Genomic DNA, 20,050 nt, shown 5'->3' on the forward strand with positions numbered 1-20,050 from the left:
CAGGGCCTTAATGGAATAAGCGGAAAGGAATATATTTTATGCAAGACATTGTGCGCACGAGGCGCAAAAAGAGGCTGGCGAGGCTTGTTGCTTTGCTTATGCTGGTAAGCGCCGTCAGTCTGGTGGTACCTTTTCCCCACGCGGCTGTCAGAGCCGCGACTTCCCCACGCGTGACCGTCGCCGCGATCGACCCATCGCTCGTCGCAGGACGCGGCACCCAGCTCGGTATCGTCCAGCAGGAGGCCGAGAACGCCACGACGAACGGGACGATACTCCCGTTCGACACGTCGGCTTACACGCTGTCGAGCGAGGCATCAGGCCGGCAAGCCTTGCGGCTCACGCCTGGCCAGTCTGTCGCGTTCACGCTCACGCAGCGGGCGAACGCGGTGACTATCCGCTACGCAATTCCCGACGCTCCTACCGGCGGCGGAATCAACGTCCCGTTGACCGTGAGCGTGGACCACAACGGCCATGAGAACACGCATCCGCATACGATCGCGCTGACCTCGAAGTACTCATGGCTTTACAACCAATATCCGTTCACGAACGACCCGAATGCGGACTTGCTACACCCGGACTGGTGGATCACCGAATGCTCGTGCGTTCCGGCTTCTACGACACCGCCACCTACCATAACGAAACCGTTCAGGCCAATGCACTTCTACGACGAGCAGCGCCTGCCGCTCCATAACACCTACCAGGCGGGAGACGTCGTCCGCCTGACCATGCCTGCCGATTCGAACGCAGCGTGGACGGTCATCGACCTCGCCGACTTTCAGGAGATCGCCGATCCCGCACCGCAGCCGAAACACTCCGTTTCCGTGACCACCTTCGGCGCCGATCCGAGCGGCATTCGGGACTCCGCGGATGCGTTCGATCGCGCGATTCAGGTGGCGAAAGCCTCAGGTAAGACGGTCTATATCCCGGCCGGCACGTTCCAGGTGAACAGGCACATCATCGTCGATAATGTCACTATCGAAGGCGCTGGCAGCTGGTGGTCGATCGTCAAAGGCCATCAGGTCACGCTCGCCTCACCGGCGCCCGACGGCTCCGTGCACACGGGCGTCGGTTTCTACGGCAAGTACGCAGCCGACGGCGGGAGTCACAACGTGCACCTGTCGAACTTCGCAATCGAGGGCGACGTCCGAGAGCGAATCGACACCGATCAGGTGAACGGTATCGGCGGGGCACTCAACGACTCGACGATCGATGGCCTCTACATCCATCACACGAAAGTTGGCATCTGGCTCGATGGGCCGATGAACAACGCGACAATCGATAACACGGTCATCGCGGACCAGATCGCGGACGGCATTAACTTCCACCAGGGAGTGACAAACTCGAGAGTCGTCAATTCGCTCATTCGCAATACAGGTGATGATGGACTCGCGATGTGGTCGCAAGCGGTCGACGGGCAGCCCGGAATCGAGGATGCCAATAACGTGTTCGACCACAACACGGTGCAGAACCCGGTGCTCGCGAACGGAATTGCTATCTACGGCGGCCACAACAACACCGTGTCGAACAACATCGTCGCAGACCCTGTGCGCGAGGGCAGCGGCCTCCACGCAGGATCGCGCTTCGGCTCGACCCCGTTCGCCGGCTACCTCCGCTTCACGAACAACACGACCGTGCGGGCCGGTTCGTTCGAGCTCAATTGGCAGATTGGCCTTGGCGCGATCTGGCTCTACGCGCTCGAAGGCTCTCTCACGGCGGACATCGAGGTGAGCGGCGACAACTTCCTGCAGAACACGTATAACGCGATCCTGATGGTTTCCGACTTTCCAGTAAAGGACCTCTACTCCATCTCGAACGTCCATTTCCAGGACATCCACGTCGATGGAACGGGCACGTCGGTGTTGAGTGCACGTTCCGCCGGAAGCGCAACGTTCCAAAACGTCATCGCGCGCAACGTCGGGGCCGTCGGCATCAACAACTGCGGCTCCTTCCACTTCACGTCGGCGGGTTCAGAGTTCCAAGTGACCGACCTCGGCGGCAACACCGGAAGCGGGACCACCGGTCCCTGGCTCGCACCGTGGGAGCTGCCAAACACAATCACTTGCAACGATCGGCCGCCAGTCGTCCCTCCTCCACCTCCCTCCGCCTGGTAAGCGGTCAGATCGCGAACTATGAGTCATCTCTGATTTTTCTGGCTACTCATGTGGAGCAAGGAGCAAGACAAAAGGGGTGAAACAAAACGGATAGGCTCGTTTCGGTGTTGATTGGTTTGATCATTCAACACCGAAACGAGCCTATCCGTTGTTATGGTTGCATCCTCTAGAGAGATGCCTCGGCGAGGATCGTAGTGGGTGAGCAATACCCTCGCGAGGCGTAGGGACCCCTCCAAAGAAAGCCCACACGTTCTATCCCTGCCAGGTTACCATTGCGGTAGCGTTGCCAACCGAGGAAGTAATTGTAAATGTCAGTTGGCCACGCTGGCCCGGCGTGCTATGGATATAGAGTGTCAACTGGCACGGTTGCCCTGGCTGACCTGTTCCCTGAAGCGGGGTAAACTGTACTGGGAGCGTCGCGGGGCCAGTTTTCCAGATCCAGGAAGATGCCCCCTGTCCGTTGGTATAGAACCAGAGTTTCACATCGCATCTGTAGCCAAGTGTTTCCAGACTACACTCCTGAGGAGTTAAATTTCTGGGATCGGCCTCGGCTTCGAGAGAGGAAGATGAGGGTATCACGGAGACAGAAGATATCGCAGGCGTAGGAGATGGGGCAGGGGATGGTGTAGGTGTCAAGAGTGGTATTGTACGGTTACTTGATCTATCAGGCACCCTTCCCTTGGTGCTTACGTTTTCCTGAGTGGGCAAGAAAGCATGAACGCCTGAGGATGAGGGTGAAACGAGAGGATACATCTCTTTGAATGAAAAGCCCCCTAGAAAAAAGGCTGAGATAACAAGCAGGGCCAGCGCAATACCTAGCGTCCTATGATCAGGACGTATATGAACGATATACGTACAGGAAGGCACAACGGGCGGAATGGCCTCCTCCTCGCAAATTTCTTCTCTCGACCGCTCCCCATGTGCGTGCGGTGAGGACAGAATACCAGGCGGTTGGAGAGGTAGATCACCACATCCTTCCTCGCATAATCGACGCGAACTCTCCAGTAGCCCCAACTCCTCGGCATTCTGATCGAAAAGTGCGCAGAGTTTCTCGCGAAAATATGGAGTGGGCGAAAAGAGTCCACGTTCCCAGCGGCTCACAGTTGTTGCGTCTGTACCGATTTGTTCAGCAACCTTTGCCTGCGACCAACCTCGTAGTTCACGCACCTGTTTCAAACGATGATTAGATGCCATAGATCCCTCCAATAGCCTCTTGCCGTAAACGTTCGATTGAGTAGCATCTTGCTCACAAAATCTTCTGCAATGGATTATCCCAATTAATTGTTTTCACCCATTTATTCCATTTCTCCCCTTACAACTCTTTATCATGAAGCACCAGAGAAATCAACAGGAAAGAGGAAAGTGAATAGAAAGTGAATAGAAGGACGGCTCATTCATCTCCCATATGAATAATGGGGGGATGAATGAGCCGTTTGCTGGAATTTGCCAGCGCGAAAAGGGGTGGAGCCGATTTACGGGAAAGCCGGGTAGGCGTTGGAAACGAGCGTATCGAATCCCGCCTGGAACCATGCTCCCGAGACCGGGGCGTTGGCCATGGCACCAGTAGGCATGTTGTTGTTGAGCGCGTCTCCGCCAAACGTCGGGTCGCACATGCGATCAAAGCCCTTACCAGTCGGGTTGTTCGGGCCAGTCGGAATCAGCGAGCTAGAACCATCGGACTCACCGGGTGGTTTGATCCAGACATAGGCGTCAAAGCCTGCTGCTGGATTGGCGACTGGGCGAGCGCCGATGCCGCCGGGCTGGTTGCACCAGTTACCCTTGGCAATGCGCTGGTCGATCCTGGTAGCATTGACAAACGTGTTCAAGTCAGTCGAGGTACTCGGGCCAGTCGGACGCTTAGGACCACCCCAACCGTTACGCGACGTGTCGATCAGCATGCCAATGGTGCTGGGGAAGCCAGCAGCGATAAAGGCATTGCGCATGTCAACGTCGTAACTCTGTTCGTCAATATACGTGTTCCACTGGAAGAAGCTCGCCGAGCGCACTGGCTGGCCACCAACCTGCTGGTTGGCAGTCATGTATGGCTCAACGGTTGGCGTGTAGTTGGCCGTGTTGCTAATAAAGCCATCGAGACTGCTCACTCCCGCGGTCGTGCCTTTTGCCACACTGGTGGCCAGATTGACGAATGGCTGGAAGTTGCTATTCCAGCCGAGCCAGCCGGAGTGAGCGATGTCGAGGAAATTGTACACGTTCGGGATCGCGTGTAGCTTGTTGAGCGCGTACTGAATCCCCTGCACATAGACGCCACTGGAGTTCGCGTCAGCACAATTCTGAATATTCAGGTTGGTAACCAGGTTCGGCAGGGAATCTGGCTCAATGATCGCCGAGACACGCAGGTTGGAGAACTGCGGCTGGCTCAAATCAGACGCGATCACATCAATGTAGTTGTGCTCGTAGGTCTGCAGGCCATTGTTGGCGATCTGTAGTTCACCGTTGGAGGCGAGGGCTGCACAGTCGCGGTCAGGCAGATCATAAACGACAATGGTCACTATGATCGGCTGGCTGCTGCTGGCCGCCTGTGTCTTCGCGGCATTCAAGTAATCAAGCAGGCTAGAGGTGTAACCTGTTCCACCGGTGACTGCCGCCATGCTATCGAGCCAGATGGCCGTTGGATAATTGGCGACTGCTGCCTCCTTCGCACCAAGCGTGCCACCCACAGAGGCCCCAGCAGCCTTCACTTCCGCAACGTAGTTGGGGTTGAGGAAACCCTGCGCCCCAGCATACGGATTTTGTACGTGACCACCACCCGTCACGGGAGTACCGGTCGGGGTTGGGGACGGCGTGCTAGTAGGTGTCGAGGTTGGCGTGCTGGTGGGTGTACTGGTTGGTGTCGAAGTGGGCGTGTTGGTGGGCGTATTCGTGGGCGTTGGTGTGGGAGTGCCACCGCCAGAACCAGTACAAACATTTCCATTAATAGAGAAACTGGTCGGCGCAGGATTGCTCGTCGTCCATGAGCCATTGAAGCCAGGCTCTGAGCTGACTGTGCTACCGGCCGGGACAGAACCATTATACGACAGATTCGTAATCGAGACGTTCTGACCAGACTGCGTATAGTTGCCATTCCAGAGCTGTGTGACTTGCTGGCCGCTAGCAGGGAAAGCGAAGGTCAACGTCCAGTTGCTCCAGGTGGAGCCGCTGGTATTCTGGATAGTGAAACTCGCCCCGAAGCCGCCAGTCCACTGGTTGGTCACTGTGTAAGTCACCTGGCAATACGAGGCTGCGTGCGTGGGCGTCACCCACAGAAAAAGACTGCTCATGGCGATGAGCAGCATACAGGTAAGCAAACCCAGACTGCGAAGTGGTCTTTTGAGCAGGGATCTTCGCAATCCGCTCTCAGAGAAATCGCGCTTAAATTCGCGCATTCTCCCCCTCCTTTGGGTGAAACTAAGGCAAACGCTCCTGGTTACCTCCTTTCTCACATATAGCGTTTGCTTCATTGATACCTTCTCATCCTTGATTGGCACATGCCGCAATTCATCTCTACCAGATGCCAGCTCCGGCGTTGCTGGCATCATTCATGTGAGCGAGTACGGCTATAGACAAATGATAGAAGGCGGTGGGGAAACAAACCAGAACAGATAGAAGACACTTGATCAGCAGTGAGACAGCATGTCCTTTAGGGACCTGCCTCTTATCTGTCGATTGGATGCTTCGTATGTGCCGTGGCTTTCCTGGAGAGAAACCGTATACTTTTCTTCTGTACCACTGTGAGCGGAACGGGATAAGTGGACACCATTAAGAGCAGGAGGAGCATCTTTCGCTTATGATTTTGTTCTGGAAACGGGCTACCCGATACACAACGCTGGCTTTGAGCATCTGGTTCCTGCTAACGGCGCTGGCGGCCTGCGGTGACACTACCACAAGTGATCCGCAGCCAAAGCCAACTCCAGTAGTGACGCTGCGAACGTACCAAGGAGCGGGCTTCACACTCAATTACCCATCGAACTGGGGAGTGCACGCTTCGGGCAACCAGGTGACGTTTGCCGATCCTCAGGGGAGAAATGTGCTGGCCATCTTTGCCGATCCCGATCGAGCAGGTGAGCCAGATGCCAGTGTGGTGGCCGATCAAGCCATGTCCCACTTCAAGGGCACGCTGCTGGCAAACGCACAGGACATATCCGCTCCCCAAACCTTCACCACGGGCAAAGTGACCTGGATTCAGCGGAGCGCAACGGGAAGCCTGGCGATTACCGATCCTGGCGTGCAGGGAAATCTTTTCCTTCTCGTGACAAACTTCCCTCCTCAGTCGAAAAATACCGTGACGTATGAGGTCGAGTACTATGGGCCAACCTCAACATTTGGCCAGGCAAATGTGAGCTTTATGCAAATGTTGCAGTCGTTTACCTTTACAACGCGATGAATAAGACCACCTCTTGTGGATAAAGGGCATGCCAGCCGCACGGCCTCGTCGTGCGGCTGGCATGCCCTTTATCCACAAGAATGCTTAGATTACTGCCTGGCTGCCTTGTAGGGATAATGCAAGGTCTTGTTGCCCTCCCAGTTCTCGCGGAGACCGGGTTTGGCAAGATCCCAGTCGGGGCGTGTCTTCTGCATAATGGCGCGTAAATCTTGGCGAAGATCGTCAGGCGACGGGCGCCCCCAGAACCAGTAGCCATTGTAGATCTTGTAGATCACCAGCTCTGGCTCCAGCACGATGGTATGTGGGATCATAGGATTATGGTGGGGATCGGTGTATTCCTGGATATCCAGGTCTTGCTGGACCTTGCGACCTGAGTCAGAGAGGAAGGTCCATTGCGCCCCCACCGCGCTACGAAACTCGTTTGACTCCAGAATATTGTCCGTCGAGATAGTCACGATCTGGGTATAAGCGACGGCTATTTTGGGATAGAACGCGGCCAGTTCTAGATGCTGCTGGTGGTCTTTGGGACAGTAGTGTCCACGTGAGAGAATCAGGATCATCGGATCGATGCCTTGTAGCTCACTAAGCTTACGCCGGGTTCTGGTATGATCGGTCAGTTCATAGTCGGGAAATTGCGCACCGGGAATAATATCTGCTCGCACGCTAGATCTCCTTTGTGTTATAGGTGGAATACTGGAAGGTCACATCTCTACTATAAGCTTGACTGCTTACTTCTCTATAACACGCAGAGTGAGAGGCTTCTTCCCCTAAATGCAATTGGCATTGAATGCTCTTTGCCACTGCATACCCTTGATCAAAGTGTCACGTATGGAAACTGATTTCGGCTGTGTTGCAAGAGAGTCAGCCGATGTGTTAAAGAGCGTCGCTGAGTACCAGACACCTCACGCCAGCGGCACATAGTCAAACCAGTCGAAATCCGCTGGCGCGCTTGGATCCTGGTTATTGCTGGTAGCGTACATGCCAAGGTAGACTCCGGTAAAGCTGCCGGCTACTTCGCTTCCAAGGTAGCGCGCCAGACCCCTGGCCAGGATACGCGTATCCTGGCCAGGCAGGGCATACGCGAAAGTATACATATCTGCGTCGGCCTGAATAGTTAATTCCAGTTCTTCTGTGTCGACCCGCTCGTAGGCAACGAGCGCGCTGAGATCGCCGATGCGCCGGCGCACAATTACCTGCACCTGGCCCTCCAGGCGGGTGAGCGCAATCTCATAGTGGTGCTGATCATTCATCAATACAGTCAGACCGGCCTCTTCACCGTCGCGGGCGGGAATAAAGCACAGATGGGATCTGGCTAGACAGGCAAAGTGCTCCTGGCGCCGGCCCACGAAGGCCGGAGAGGCCATATCATTGAGGGTGAACGCTGAGCCATACAGGCGCAGCCAACCAGGACGCGCGCTGAGAGACCAGCTCGCGGCATCGGGGTTGCGCAAGAAGTTCCAGCAGAAACGCAGACTAGGTTCGTCAAAGTCATCGCGCGTATCTTCTTTCGGCCAGATATAGGATGGCAGTGTCTCGGCCTGCATGGTGAGAGCGAGCATGTTATCCGAGGAAACCTGGAGCCAGCCGTCTGGAGTCCAGCTGGCCGGTGCGAGAAAAGTTTCACGGCCAAGGTGATACTGACCATTGCGCGGGCGTACTCCGAGCAACACGAGCCACCAGCTGTCATAGTGAGCCTGGATCAAATCCGCGTGGCCAATGCATTGAATGGGATTGGTATCCACATCCCGGTGGGTCAAGATTGGATTATGTGGACAGGCCTCAAACGGCCCCCACGGACTCTTGCTGCGCGCCAACGTCTCCATATGCCCATATGAAGTTCCGCCTTCAGCAATCATCAGATAATAATACTCACCTAGATGATAAAGATGTGGTCCCTCCGGCCAGCGCCCGCCCGTGCCAGCCCAGACCGTGCGCGTCTCAGTCAACTGCTCTCCGGTGGCAAGATCGATCTCACATTGTAAGATCCCATGGGGCTCCCACGCGGCGGCACTGGTTAGGTATACATGCCCTTCATCAAAACAGAGCGAAGGGTCGACGCCCCCTTGCTTGAGGTAGATTGGCTCGGACCACTCGCCAGCCGGGTCGTCTGCATACACAAAAAAATTGCCACCGTATGAAACATTCGTCGTCACCATATAAAAACGCCCCGCGTGATAACGCAGGGTCGGCGCAAAGATGCCTCGCGAAGCGCCAATATTTGCTAGCGGCACCTGGCTGGCGCGTGTCAGACAATGCCCGATCTGGCGCCAGTGGACCAGATCACGACTGTGAAAGATGGGGACACCGGGAAAATATTCAAAGCTGCTCGTCACCAGGTAATACTCCTGGCCAACACGACACACGCTCGGATCAGGGTGAAAGCCTGGTAGCACCGGATTTGTATAGGTCAACTTCTCAGTCATGGCACATACCTTGTATGCAGAATTGTTTTTTTGCAAACGTTTGCAAATCCTACAGAAGATATACTCTATTTCTTCTCTGCTGTCAACCTCTGTGAAAAAAGTGCAGAACTATGTATGTAAGAACTAGCAGCAATTCTAGGAGCAAGTGTCATTTTTCTTCCAGGCACTTTAAAATACGGGTAAGATGATGAAAGAGAGGCTTCTGGGAGGGCCTTTCGTGCGCTGGTAAGAGAGGAGAGATACCCTGCAATGCCCTCTCTTTTCAGTATTTCTATGATTTCTTTGTGCTGCACGGGAAAAGAGCCGCAAAAAGTCTTGACAGTAAACGAGAGTCTATGGTATTACTGGAGCAGAGATTGTAAACGTTTACAAATTCATCCCCTTGCGGAGGGATCGAGCAAACAGCCTGGCTGCTGTTTTTGATGGCTTATCCAGGCAAAGGCAATCCATCCTCCAATGTTGAAGGAGCACAAATTTTGCGGCAGAGAGAGACGGACAAAGGGGGCCAGATGGCGCGCGAAATCACAATTGTTGATGTTGCCGATGAAGCCGGTGTGTCATATGCGACGGTTTCGCGTGTGATCAATAATAAAGCTCATGTGAGTCCTGAAAAGCGTGAGCGTGTTTTGCGGGCCATGGCTCAGCTCGGTTACGTAGTCAATATGCAGGCACGCAGCCTGGCCGGAGGTGAGTCGCGGGTCGTTGGTTTGCTGGTCGATTACCTCAGCAGCAGCTACATTGATGAAATTATTCGCGGCATCGATGAAGCTCTGGACGCCGAAAACTACGATCTGATGCTCTATACAACGCACCGGCGCAAGACGAAGGAATCGGCCTACGTAACCAAGCTTACGCGCGGGCTAGCTGATGGTCTGCTGCTGATTCTGCCGCGCAACGCGGCGGCATATTTAGATACACTGCGCCAGCGCCAGTTTCCGCATGTGATCGTAGACTACCTCAGCAATAAACAGAACGTCCCATCTGTTTCAGCAACCAATTTTCGCGGAGCCTATGACGCGATGTCCTTTTTACTCTCGTTGGGACACCAGCGCATCGGGTTTATTACCGGCACGATGGAATTAGGCAGCGCGCGCGATCGCCTGGATGGCTATCACGCGGCTCTGAAGGACCATGGCATTCCCGCCGATTCGCACCTGATCTGCGAGGGCGATTTTACTCAGCCACAGGGCTATCAATGCGCCCAGGAGTTGCTCAGCTTGCCTGAGCGGCCTACCGCAATCTTTGCGTCCAACGATATGATGGCCTTCGGAGTCATGGAGGCCGCCAGAGAGCGCGGACTGCGCCTCCCTGAGGATCTATCAATCGTGGGCTTCGATGATATCCCCCAGGCCTCTTATGTCCATCCAGCGCTGACAACGATTCGCCAGCCTCTCGAAGAGATGGGACGAAGTGCGACTCATCTCCTCTTGAAATATATTGCACACCCCAACGCGGAAATCGAGCGCATCGAACTACCAACCCGCCTGATTATCCGCGAGTCGTGCCAGGCCCTCTCGTCGTAAATCCTTATTTGACCTGGCATTGTACGCGCTTTTTTACAAAAGAAAAGGAGGTCTTACTTTTCCTGAGGTTCTTGGTTATTCGTCCTGTCGTATGGTCGTGCCATCATGCTTGATGTATTTTCCTGGTAGGGAACAACGACAACGAGAACGATAGTGACGAACCCGGTTGTTGTCTGTCCAGAGTCGGACTACTCTCCATGTGTATTTTTGAAGGGAGCATACAACCTTATGAAACGACGCGATTTTCTTGCATCATCTATAGGCGCGGCAAGCGCGGCCCTGTCGATACCTTCGCTGCTGGCGGCCTGTGGGTCTTCTTCTTCCTCCTCCGGCGGGCCAGTGACTATTAACTGGTGGCATATCACCACCGGTGAGCCGGGCAAATCGTTCATGCAGGGCCTTGCCAATCAGTACACGAAGGCTCATCCGAACGTGAAGTTCAAGATTACCGTCCTCGAAAACGATGCGTTTAAACAGAAGCTTACAACGGTCATGCAGTCAGGTTCACCCCCGGACCTCTTTTCGACCTGGGGCGGCGGCGTGCTTTTGCAATACGCGAAGGCCGGACTGGTACAAGACATATCGTCTTATCTCCAGGGGAGCTGGGGTAGCTCGTTCGATACATCGGCTTTGAACGTCTATGGCGATAATGGCAAGTATTACGCTGTTCCTACCGATAATGGTGCGGTCGGCTTCTGGTATAACAAGACACTGTTCGCCAAAGCAGGCATCACGACACCACCAGCAACCTGGACCGATTTCTTACAGACGATCAAAAAGCTGCAGACCGCAGGCATCACTCCTATCGGGCTGGGTGCGAAAGACAAATGGCCGGCCATGTACTACTGGACCTACCTGGCGGTGCGTCTGGGCGGCAAAGCCGCGTTTGATAAAGCATATAACCGCACAGGAGGAGGGTCGTTCGCCGATCCACCATTTGTGCAAGCAGGTGTGCGTCTACAGGAGCTCGTTGCTTTGAATCCCTTTCAAAAAGGCTATCTGGGAGGATCCTATACTGATCAGCAGACCGTGATGGGCAATGGTAAGGCCGCTATGGAATTGATGGGTCAATGGGCTCCCGGCAATGACAAGGGGGTAGCCACTGATAAAAAAGGCCCGGATTTCGGTCTCTTCCCGTTTCCAATGGTCGAAGGTGGAGCTGGCAACCCAACCGACGTGATGGGCGGTGGCGGCGGCTACGCGATCGGCAAGAACGCCCCACTAGCGGAGACAGCCGATTTCCTGAAATTCATGACCAACGCGACAAATGCAGCCACGATGGTCTCACAAAACATTTCTGTACCACCGATCAAAACAGCAGAGGCTGCCGTTACCGATCCACTGAGAAAGGAAGTCGATGCGATGGCCGCTGCTGCGCCCTACTTCCAGCTCTACTATGATCAGTTCCTTCCCCCAGCGGTCGGCCAGGTACTCCTGGATCAGATACAGGGCCTGTTTGCCAAAACTGTCACCCCACAGGCTGCGGCCAAGGCAATTGATGATGCGGTAGTTTCGTCATTGAATCAATAGGTTTATCTGTATCGCACAACCGAAAGAGTTACAGGGCATAAAAAGCCCGATGGTGCAGGGGCTTGCTCCTACACCGACTCTTACGGAAAAGGGTGCGGATGCTGATCTGTCGCGGACAGAGAGGACAGCGCAAGGGCGCTGTTTCGCTGTCCGCGCCATGGATCGGCACCGCTATCCAGGCTCGCTGAAGAGCGTTGGAAAGGATTCTCGGATGCAACTGATCACTGGCTCCCGCAGCACGACGGACACGCCGATACTGCCGCAACCTGCTAAGTTCCGGCGTAGAAGAACCAAGTATATTAGCACGATTGTGCTCTTCTTGTTGCCCTGTGCCGTGCTCTACTCCATAATTGTGCTGTTTCCAATCGTCCAGGCTGCCTATTATAGCCTCTGGAGTTGGAGTGGCCTGGGGCCCCTGACGAATTTCGTCGGATTGAGTAATTTCGTCACAGCCCTTAAAAGTGCGACATTTCTTCTAGCACTCGAGCATAATCTGATCATCCTGGTGCTCTCGCTAGCCCTGCAATTGCCGCTCGCTCTCATCCTGGCGTTGATCATTGGCAAAACGCTCCCCGGTCGCACTATTTTCCGCATGATTTTCTTTATGCCCTACATTCTTTCCGATGTGGTAGCGGGCGTCATCTGGCTCTTTATCTACCAGCCGAACGGGCTTCTGGCCATAGTCTGGCAGCACCTGTTCCCCGGTTCTCAGAGTCCGCTCTGGATAGCCGATACCCATGTGGTGCTCTACGCCATCTTCATGACGATGACCTGGAAATATCTGGGGCTCTCCCTGGTGCTCTACGCCGCCGCGATTCAGAATATTCCCGACGAGCTTGTCGAGGCCGCGCGGATCGATGGAGCCAGCATGCTGCAGACTGTACGCCATATTACCATTCCGCTGCTGGGCAGCACCATTCGTCTGACCATCCTGCTGTCAGCGCTGGGTTCTCTGCAATATTTTGATCTGATCTGGATCATGACCAACGGCGGCCCAGTGCATGCCACCGAAACCATGGCGACCTATCTGATGAAAAGCGGTTTCGAGAGCTTTGCAATGGGCTACGGCAGTGCGGTAGGCGTGCTAATGTTTCTGATCTGCCTTGTGTTCGCATTGACGTATCAGCGTTTCGTGATGAGCAAAGACCTGGCTGGCAGCGTCACCGGGCCAACCGCATAAAGGAGAAAATTGATGTTGTACGTTAGGCAGCAACAAAACGTTGGTAGTAGGCAGCAACAAAACACGAGCATACAACAACGCGTAAAACTACAACATATAGCTGGATTGTCTATACGTTATTTGATATGTGTCGTGGTCGCCATCTTTATGCTGGTTCCGATTCTGACGGCTTTCCTGGGAGCCTTCAAGACTACAGCTGAGTTGAGCACTACGCCATTCTCGCTGCCGACGGTCTGGCACTGGGAGAACTTAGCCGCTGTTCTGAGCCAGGGCGTCTTCTGGCAATCACTAGCGAATAGCCTGATTGTAACCATCTCGACGGTGGTCTTGCTACTCGTTGTCGCCTGCCCAGCAGCCTTTGTTTTCTCGCGCATGCCTTTCCGGGGGCGCGAAGTAATATTCAATATCCTGCTGATTGGCCTGCTGCTCCCATTCGCTATGGCCATTTTGCCGCTCTACATTACTCTGCGCAATCTCCAACTGCTGAATACATTGTGGGCTGTGATCCTGCCACAAGCGGCCTTTGCCCTGCCAACAACAATCCTGATCCTGCGCAACTTCTTCCAGGCCATTCCAGGTGAGTTGGAAGATGCCACGTATATTGATGGAGGAACGCATATCGATTTCTTCTGGCGCATCTTGTTGCCTCTGGCCCGCCCTTCGTTGGCCGTGATTGTTATGTTGAACGTCGTGGCAAGCTGGAATAACTTTTTACTCCCACTCCTTGTGCTCAACGACTCCAGTCAGTGGACTGTGCCACTGGGAATCATGCAGTTTCAGGGCGAGCATAGCACCGATTGGGCTGCGGTCATGGCCTATATCTCGCTCATGATGATTCCCGCTCTGATCTTCTATCTCTTCGCGGAACGCCATCTGATTGCTGGTTTAACGGCCGGCGCTGTGAAAGGGTAGCCATTTTACGCACGGACTTTCCAGGGAAAAGGCGCGATCAGTGACTAGGCATCTTGCTTGTTGCTGCCTGGCTTCACTGAAGAGCTCTCTTGTGCAAAATGACTATGCTTGTTTCTCTCTCTCACTATATAAAGGAGCATCTCTAGTTCTATGTCCACGCCATCCTATCGCGATCCCCATGCCTCGCTTGAGGAGCGGGTTGAGCATTTACTCTCTCTGATGACGCTTGAGGAGAAGCTAGCGCAGCTCGGCTGTCTCTGGAGCACCTCTTTTGTCCGCGCGGGCACGTTTGACCCGGAAGAGGTTGCCAGGCAAATGCCGCATGGGATCGGGCAGGTGACGCGGATTGGTGCCGCCACCGGCCTGCACCCACGCGAGAGTGCTGCCTTTATGAACGAGATCCAGAAAGTCGCCCTTGAACGGACGCGCCTGGGCATCCCTGTCATTGTGCATGAAGAGGCAACGGGCGGCTTCTCCCATCGCGATGCGACAGTGTTTCCTCAAGCTCTTGGGCTGGCCGCAACCTGGAACCCCGCGCTGATGACGAAGGTGGCCGAGGTGATCCGTGCCCAGATGCTCGCTGTGGGCGCGCGTCACGCCCTGGCGCCAGTCCTCGATGTGGCCCGCGATCCCCGCTGGGGACGCGTTGAGGAAACGTATGGCGAAGACCCTGTGTTAATCGGCACGCTCGGTAGCGCCTATGTGCGAGGGTTGCAGAGCGACGATTTGCGTCAGGGTGTAGCAGCGACAGGCAAGCACTTCCTGGGCTATGCCATGTCAGATGGTGGGCGTAACTGGGGACCAGTACAACTCGGCCCACGCGAACTGCGCGAGGTCTATGCTGAGCCCTTCGCTGCCGTCATCCGCAATGTCGGGCTTGCCACAGTGATGAATTCTTATACCTCGGTCGATGGCCTGCCCTGCGCTAGCAGCCCGGCTATTCTGACCGGCCTGCTGCGCGAGGAACTAGGCTTTGCTGGCGCGGTTGTAGCGGACTACGACTCGGTGAACCAGCTCATGGACTATCATCGTGTGGCCGCAACCCGCGGAGCAGCAGGACGCCTGGCTCTGCTGGCCGGCCTCGATATGGAACTGCCAGTCCTGGACTGCTACGGAGAGCCGCTCAAGGCCGAGATAGAGGCCGGACGACTTGACATAGCAGTGGTCGATACGGCAGTGCGCCGCGTGCTGCGCCTGAAATTCCAGCTTGGGCTCTTTGAGCAGCCGTATGTCGATGATGCCGTAGCCCACACGATCTTCGAAACTCCTGAGCAGCGCACACTGGCGCGCCGGGCGGTTGCTGAATCAACTATTCTTCTCACCAACGATGGCGTGCTCCCGCTAGCTCCGACAATCAAACGCATCGCGGTGATTGGTCCCGGTGCAGATGACGAGCGGCTCTTGCAAGGCGATTATCACTACCCATCGCACCAGGAAACACTCTACCAGGCGGCACAGGACGTTGAGATCGCGGGTCTTGCTATCCCACAGACGGCGGGGAACTATGCGCCCGGCCCCTACTTCACGCCTCATGTTACGCCACTGGCCGGGCTGCGTGCCGCGCTACCCGATGTCGAAGTTTCCTACACCAGAGGCTGCGAGGTGCTGGGCAACGACACATCAGGCTTCGAGGATGCGTTACAGATCGTGCGCGAGGCCGATATAATCGTAGCAGTGGTGGCCGGCAAGAGCGGCCTTTTGCGTCCCGTCACTGTAGGCGAAGGCAACGACTCCACCAGCCTGGACCTCACAGGTATGCAGCCCGAGCTCATCAATCTCCTCGCTGGCACGGGCACACCACTGGTAGTGGTCGTACTCAGTGGGCGCGTGCATACGCTAGCCAGCGTCGCGTCCCAGGCCAACGCACTGCTCCAGCTATTCCCGGCTGGCGAAGAGGGCGGCCATGGTCTGGCCGACGTGCTCACCGGCAAAGTCAATCCTGCGGGCCGCCTGCCCGTCACTCTCCCACGTTCGGTCGGCCAGGTGCCAATCTTCGCGGGCCAGCGCGCCGGCGCGGATCGTATACCACTCTTCGGCGATTATATCGACTCGCCACCCACGCCACTCTTTCCGTTTGGACATGGCCTGAGCTATACCACCTTCACGTACGGCGATTTGAGCGTGCATGCGACGGATATCACCAAACCAATCGTGATCTCCGTTGAGGTTGAGAATACTGGCACATTCGCTGGCGATGAGGTAGTACAGCTTTATGGACGCGATAATGTCGCCTCAGTGGCCCGACCTGATCGCCTGCTGCTCGGCTTCGCGCGCATCTCGCTCGCACCTGGTGAGTGCCGCCAGGTCACCTTCACCGTCCATCCTTCTCGCCTGGCCTTCTACGATCCACACATGCGCTTCGTCACCGAGCCTGGCGCGTTTACCTTTAGCGTTGGCGCCTCCTCTGCCGATATCCGAGCAGAAAGTACGCTTATCCTCGACGGCCCGCTTGTCGAATATAAGCAACGCGAAGTTGTGGAGACGACAGTACATATTCGTTAGACTTTATCTCTATCAGGCTTTGACACTCCCCCGGACCGGATACATTACGGGGATTCTTCCTTTATCCAGGTAGACATATTTACTCCCATCGCTGAAAGCAATACATTTGAGCAAGAGAAAAGAACTATGACACGAGAACGCCTGGAGGTGTGCCGACACACCTCCAGGCGTTCTCGTGTCATACCTGGACACGCCAGCTGATCTCCTCCTTCGCCAAATGACTTCTTTCCCTTACCCTTATTTATCCTTCGCCGCCTCTGAAAACCCCTACATTCACATCTGTCTTTTGCAACACAACCTAAAGAAACGAAGGATATCTCCGATGTATTACCTTGACTCTAGAGAAATGGAGGGGTTTCTCTGGCACTCCAAAAAGTGTAGTCTGCTTATTTCTCGACGCTCTCACATCATTGGAGTATTCATCTTAAGATCAGAGCAGGAATGCGCCTTCATTCTCAGGGATCGGGGTATGTGAAAGGGGTATGAGCGCGATATGTCTCATACAAAGCAGAAAAAACGTGTCACGCCTGCATCGAGTGAGACACTCCTCACTCTTCTTGAGACGCTTCCCGGTGCCTTGTTTCTTCTCGATGACGACGCGACGATTGTGTATGCCAATGCAAATGCACAGACCATGACACGAAAAGATGTCTGTGGCAAGCCATTGTGGCGTGGCGCGCCCCAACTGGTGAGTACATCGCTCTATCAAGCTGTCCAGAAGGCCAAACAGACCCGAGAACCAACCGAAGTGGAGTATATTTCTCCCGTCACTAACAGCCGGCTACACGTCTCGCTCTCACCTACAAACGAAGGCCTCGCAATCTTTTTCCAGGAATATCTGGAACCACAGTCCCCCCAGAATGCCTTTAGCCAGAACGAACACATGTATCGAGATCTCCTGGAAAGCTTCTCTGATGGGGTCACCATCTTGACCCCGGAGGGGCTGGTTCTCGACGTCAATCAGCGTCCCCTGGCCGATGCACACCTCCAGCGAGAGGAGATGATTGGCAAACCGTTCGCCGACTCCCCAGCATGGTCCCATGACCCTGCTGCCCAACAACAATTGCGCGCAGCCATTGCACGAGCCAGCAGGGGAGAAACCGTGCGCTTTGAGGCCAGAATCCATCCACGAAGTGACCTGTCTCTGGACATTTTGATGACGATTACCTCCCATCGTGATGCCAACCAGCAGGTCGAGTATCTCATCTGTGCAGGCCGAGATATCACCGAGCGAAAGTACATCGAAGACGAATTGCGCACTCTGGTCGATGCCATTCCCCACTTTGTGTGGATTGCAAGACCCGATGGGCATATCATCTACAACAACCAACCCTTGATAGATTATCAGGCGATGTCCCGCGAACAGGTCGAAGGCGATGGCTGGATAGCAGCTGTGCATCCTGATGACCGGCAACGTGTATGGGATGTGTGGCAGACCGCCATTCAGAGAGGCGTGCCCTATGAAGTGGAACATCGTATGCAAGACGGTATAAACGGAGCGTATCGCTGGTTTCTTGTGCGAGGAGTGCCGCAGCGAAATGCAGGGGGCACAATCCTGCACTGGATTGGCACCTGTACTGATATCGATAAACAGAAACAGGCTGAACAGAGAATCAAAGCCAACGAGCAGAACTTTCGCGTGCTGGCCGAAACGGTGCCGCAACTCGTGTGGACTACGCGCCCTGACGGATTGTCAGACTATTTTAATCAACGATTCCGTGACTACACCCACGCCACTTTTGAGCAACTGTATGGCTATGGATGGAGCCAGTTCTTACACCCGGATGATTCTGAGCGCACCCTGGCGGCGCGAGCGCATGCGTTCCGCACAGGCACTCCCTATGAGGTTGCCTACCGTTTCAAGGAGGGCCAAACGGGCGTGTATCGCTGGTTTTTAGCCCGCGCCATGCCGGTACGCAATGACACCGGTCAGATCGTCAAGTGGTTTGGGACTATCACTGACATCGACGATCAGAAACGGACCGAGCAGCGGCTCAAAGACAGCGAGGAAAACCTGCGTGTGCTGGCCGAAACGATGCCGCAGTTTGTGTGGACCACTCGACCAGATGGTCGTCTTGACTACTGTAATCAGCGCTATTGTGAGTATACGCATGCCACTTTTGAGCAAATCCAAGGCTATGGATGGCGTCAGTTCTTGCATCCTGAGGATATTGAACGCTCGCTGGCTCTTCGGCATCACACGCTCGAAACAGGTGAGCCCTTTGAGCGCGAACATCGTCTCAGAAATGGTCAGACGGGGAGTATCGCTGGTTCTTAGCCCGCGCCATGCCGGTACGTAATGAAGCAGGCCAGATCGTCAAGTGGTTTGGGACCTGCACCGATATCGAGGAGCAGAAACGGACTGAGCAAGCCTTACGCCAGAGCCAGGAACGCATCCGCGCTCTCATCGACTCCAATATTATCGGGATTACTTCAAACGAGGGAGATGAGGAAGTGCTGGTGGATGCCAATGACGCGTTTCTTCACATGACTGGCTATACCCGAGAAGATCTCAACAACAGAACGTTGAACAGGATGAGGATCACTCCCCCCGAACATGCACCTCTCTTCCAGCGCGTGCTCCAGGAGGTAGCTACACACGGGCAGCATACGCCTATTGAAGCCGAGCTGGTGTGTAAAGATGGCAGTCGCCTTCCTGTCTTAGCAGGTGCCGTCACCTTCCAGGACCATCCGCGCCAGATGATTGGCTTTGTGCTGGATAATTCGGCCCGCAAGGAGTTGGAGCAGCGCAAGGATGACTTTATCAGCATGGCCAGCCATGAACTGAGGAACCCGCTCACAGCCTTGAAAATGCAGACCTCCTTGCTGCGCCGGCAACTGGCAAAGCAAGGCCTCCAGGCTTCTGCTCCAGCTCTTTCCAGCATGGAGACCCAGATCAACAAAGTCACCCGGCTCGTGGAAGAGTTGCTGGATGTCTCCAAAATCCAGGCGGGCAGACTGGAGTATCGGCAGGAAACTGTAGATCTCGACGCATTGCTGCGGGAGACCATCGACACTATGCAGCAAACGCATCCCAGCCATCGCATTCTGGTGCGTGGCGTCGTTCAGGCCAGCCTGATGGCGGATCGAGACCGGCTTGGACAGGTCTTCACCAACTTGATCAGCAATGCCATCAAGTATTCTCCCGGTGCAGAGACCGTCGAGATAGACCTTGAGGCTTCCCTAGAAACCGTCACGATCCGTGTGCACGATCATGGCCTGGGTATCCCGCGAGAGCAGCGCGACAAAATCTTTGAGCGCTTCTATCGGGCCACTGGTCCCAAACAGAAAGCGATCCCAGGACTGGGAATGGGATTGTACATTGTGGCGGAGATCGTCAAGCGTCATGGGGGAACCATCACCGTGGAGAGCGCAGTCGGCAAAGGATCGATCTTTACGGTGACCCTTCCCAAGAAGAGGGATATTCTTGATTGAACAGTTTCCTGGTTTTCCATGGGTGACGTTGACCCGCCTGTATGCAAGCTCAA

General features: G+C 55.1%; 11 protein-coding genes and 1 pseudogene. 8 read left to right on the forward strand and 4 right to left on the reverse strand.

Translation table 11 applies throughout. The annotated features are described in order from the left end of the window. Nucleotides 1-38 precede the first annotated feature (38 nt). Nucleotides 39-2,111, forward strand: coding sequence for a glycosyl hydrolase family 28-related protein (locus tag JMJ04_RS01200; RefSeq protein WP_201368745.1), 2,073 nt, complete (start codon nucleotides 39-41; stop codon nucleotides 2,109-2,111). A 252-nt stretch (nucleotides 2,112-2,363) separates the two neighbouring features. Here JMJ04_RS01200 and JMJ04_RS01205 read toward each other — a convergent pair whose 3' ends face one another. Together JMJ04_RS01205 and JMJ04_RS01210 are read right to left on the reverse strand one after the other, a co-directional pair. Beyond that, nucleotides 2,364-3,305 carry a helix-turn-helix domain-containing protein gene (locus JMJ04_RS01205; protein ID WP_201368746.1) on the reverse strand — a complete coding sequence of 314 codons (942 nt, stop codon included), beginning with the start codon at nucleotides 3,303-3,305 and terminating at the stop codon, nucleotides 2,364-2,366. A gap of 278 nt (nucleotides 3,306-3,583) precedes the next feature. Continuing rightward, nucleotides 3,584-5,494 carry a glycoside hydrolase family 6 protein gene (locus JMJ04_RS01210; protein ID WP_201368747.1) on the reverse strand — a complete coding sequence of 637 codons (1,911 nt, stop codon included), beginning with the start codon at nucleotides 5,492-5,494 and terminating at the stop codon, nucleotides 3,584-3,586. Nucleotides 5,495-5,895: 401 nt separating this feature from the next. On the opposite strand from JMJ04_RS01210, the gene JMJ04_RS01215 reads away from it, so the two are divergent. Continuing rightward, a complete protein-coding gene (locus JMJ04_RS01215; protein WP_201368748.1) occupies nucleotides 5,896-6,492 on the forward strand; it encodes a hypothetical protein in 597 nt (198 codons plus the stop codon). Nucleotides 6,493-6,581: 89 nt separating this feature from the next. Here JMJ04_RS01215 and JMJ04_RS01220 read toward each other — a convergent pair whose 3' ends face one another. Beyond that, nucleotides 6,582-7,154, reverse strand: coding sequence for a peroxiredoxin family protein (locus tag JMJ04_RS01220; RefSeq protein ID WP_201368749.1), 573 nt, complete (start codon nucleotides 7,152-7,154; stop codon nucleotides 6,582-6,584). Between the two features lie 240 nt (nucleotides 7,155-7,394). Next, nucleotides 7,395-8,915, reverse strand: coding sequence for a glycoside hydrolase family 43 protein (locus JMJ04_RS01225; protein WP_201368750.1), 1,521 nt, complete (start codon nucleotides 8,913-8,915; stop codon nucleotides 7,395-7,397). 476 nt (nucleotides 8,916-9,391) lie between these two features. On the opposite strand from JMJ04_RS01225, the gene JMJ04_RS01230 reads away from it, so the two are divergent. The 6 genes and pseudogenes from JMJ04_RS01230 (at nucleotide 9,392) to JMJ04_RS01255 (ending at nucleotide 19,997) form a co-directional block, all read left to right on the forward strand. Continuing rightward, entirely contained in the window at nucleotides 9,392-10,438 is a 1,047-nt protein-coding gene (locus JMJ04_RS01230) for a LacI family DNA-binding transcriptional regulator (protein ID WP_201368751.1), read from the forward strand. Between the two features lie 228 nt (nucleotides 10,439-10,666). Further along, complete coding sequence (locus tag JMJ04_RS01235) at nucleotides 10,667-11,968, forward strand: extracellular solute-binding protein (RefSeq protein WP_201368752.1); 1,302 nt, start codon at nucleotides 10,667-10,669, stop codon at nucleotides 11,966-11,968. A gap of 211 nt (nucleotides 11,969-12,179) precedes the next feature. Then, complete coding sequence (locus JMJ04_RS01240) at nucleotides 12,180-13,148, forward strand: carbohydrate ABC transporter permease (RefSeq protein WP_201368753.1); 969 nt, start codon at nucleotides 12,180-12,182, stop codon at nucleotides 13,146-13,148. Nucleotides 13,149-13,160: 12 nt separating this feature from the next. After that, on the forward strand, nucleotides 13,161-14,060 hold the full coding sequence (locus JMJ04_RS01245; protein WP_201368754.1) for a carbohydrate ABC transporter permease: 900 nt from the start codon (nucleotides 13,161-13,163) through the stop codon (nucleotides 14,058-14,060). 150 nt (nucleotides 14,061-14,210) lie between these two features. Beyond that, a complete protein-coding gene (locus JMJ04_RS01250) occupies nucleotides 14,211-16,562 on the forward strand; it encodes a glycoside hydrolase family 3 N-terminal domain-containing protein (RefSeq protein ID WP_201368755.1) in 2,352 nt (783 codons plus the stop codon). A gap of 493 nt (nucleotides 16,563-17,055) precedes the next feature. Further along, nucleotides 17,056-19,997, forward strand: a pseudogene (locus JMJ04_RS01255) (PAS domain S-box protein). Nucleotides 19,998-20,050 lie beyond the last annotated feature (53 nt).

The organism is Ktedonobacter robiniae, assembly GCF_016587375.1.
GTDB classification, from domain to species: Bacteria; Chloroflexota; Ktedonobacteria; order Ktedonobacterales; family Ktedonobacteraceae; genus Ktedonobacter; species Ktedonobacter robiniae.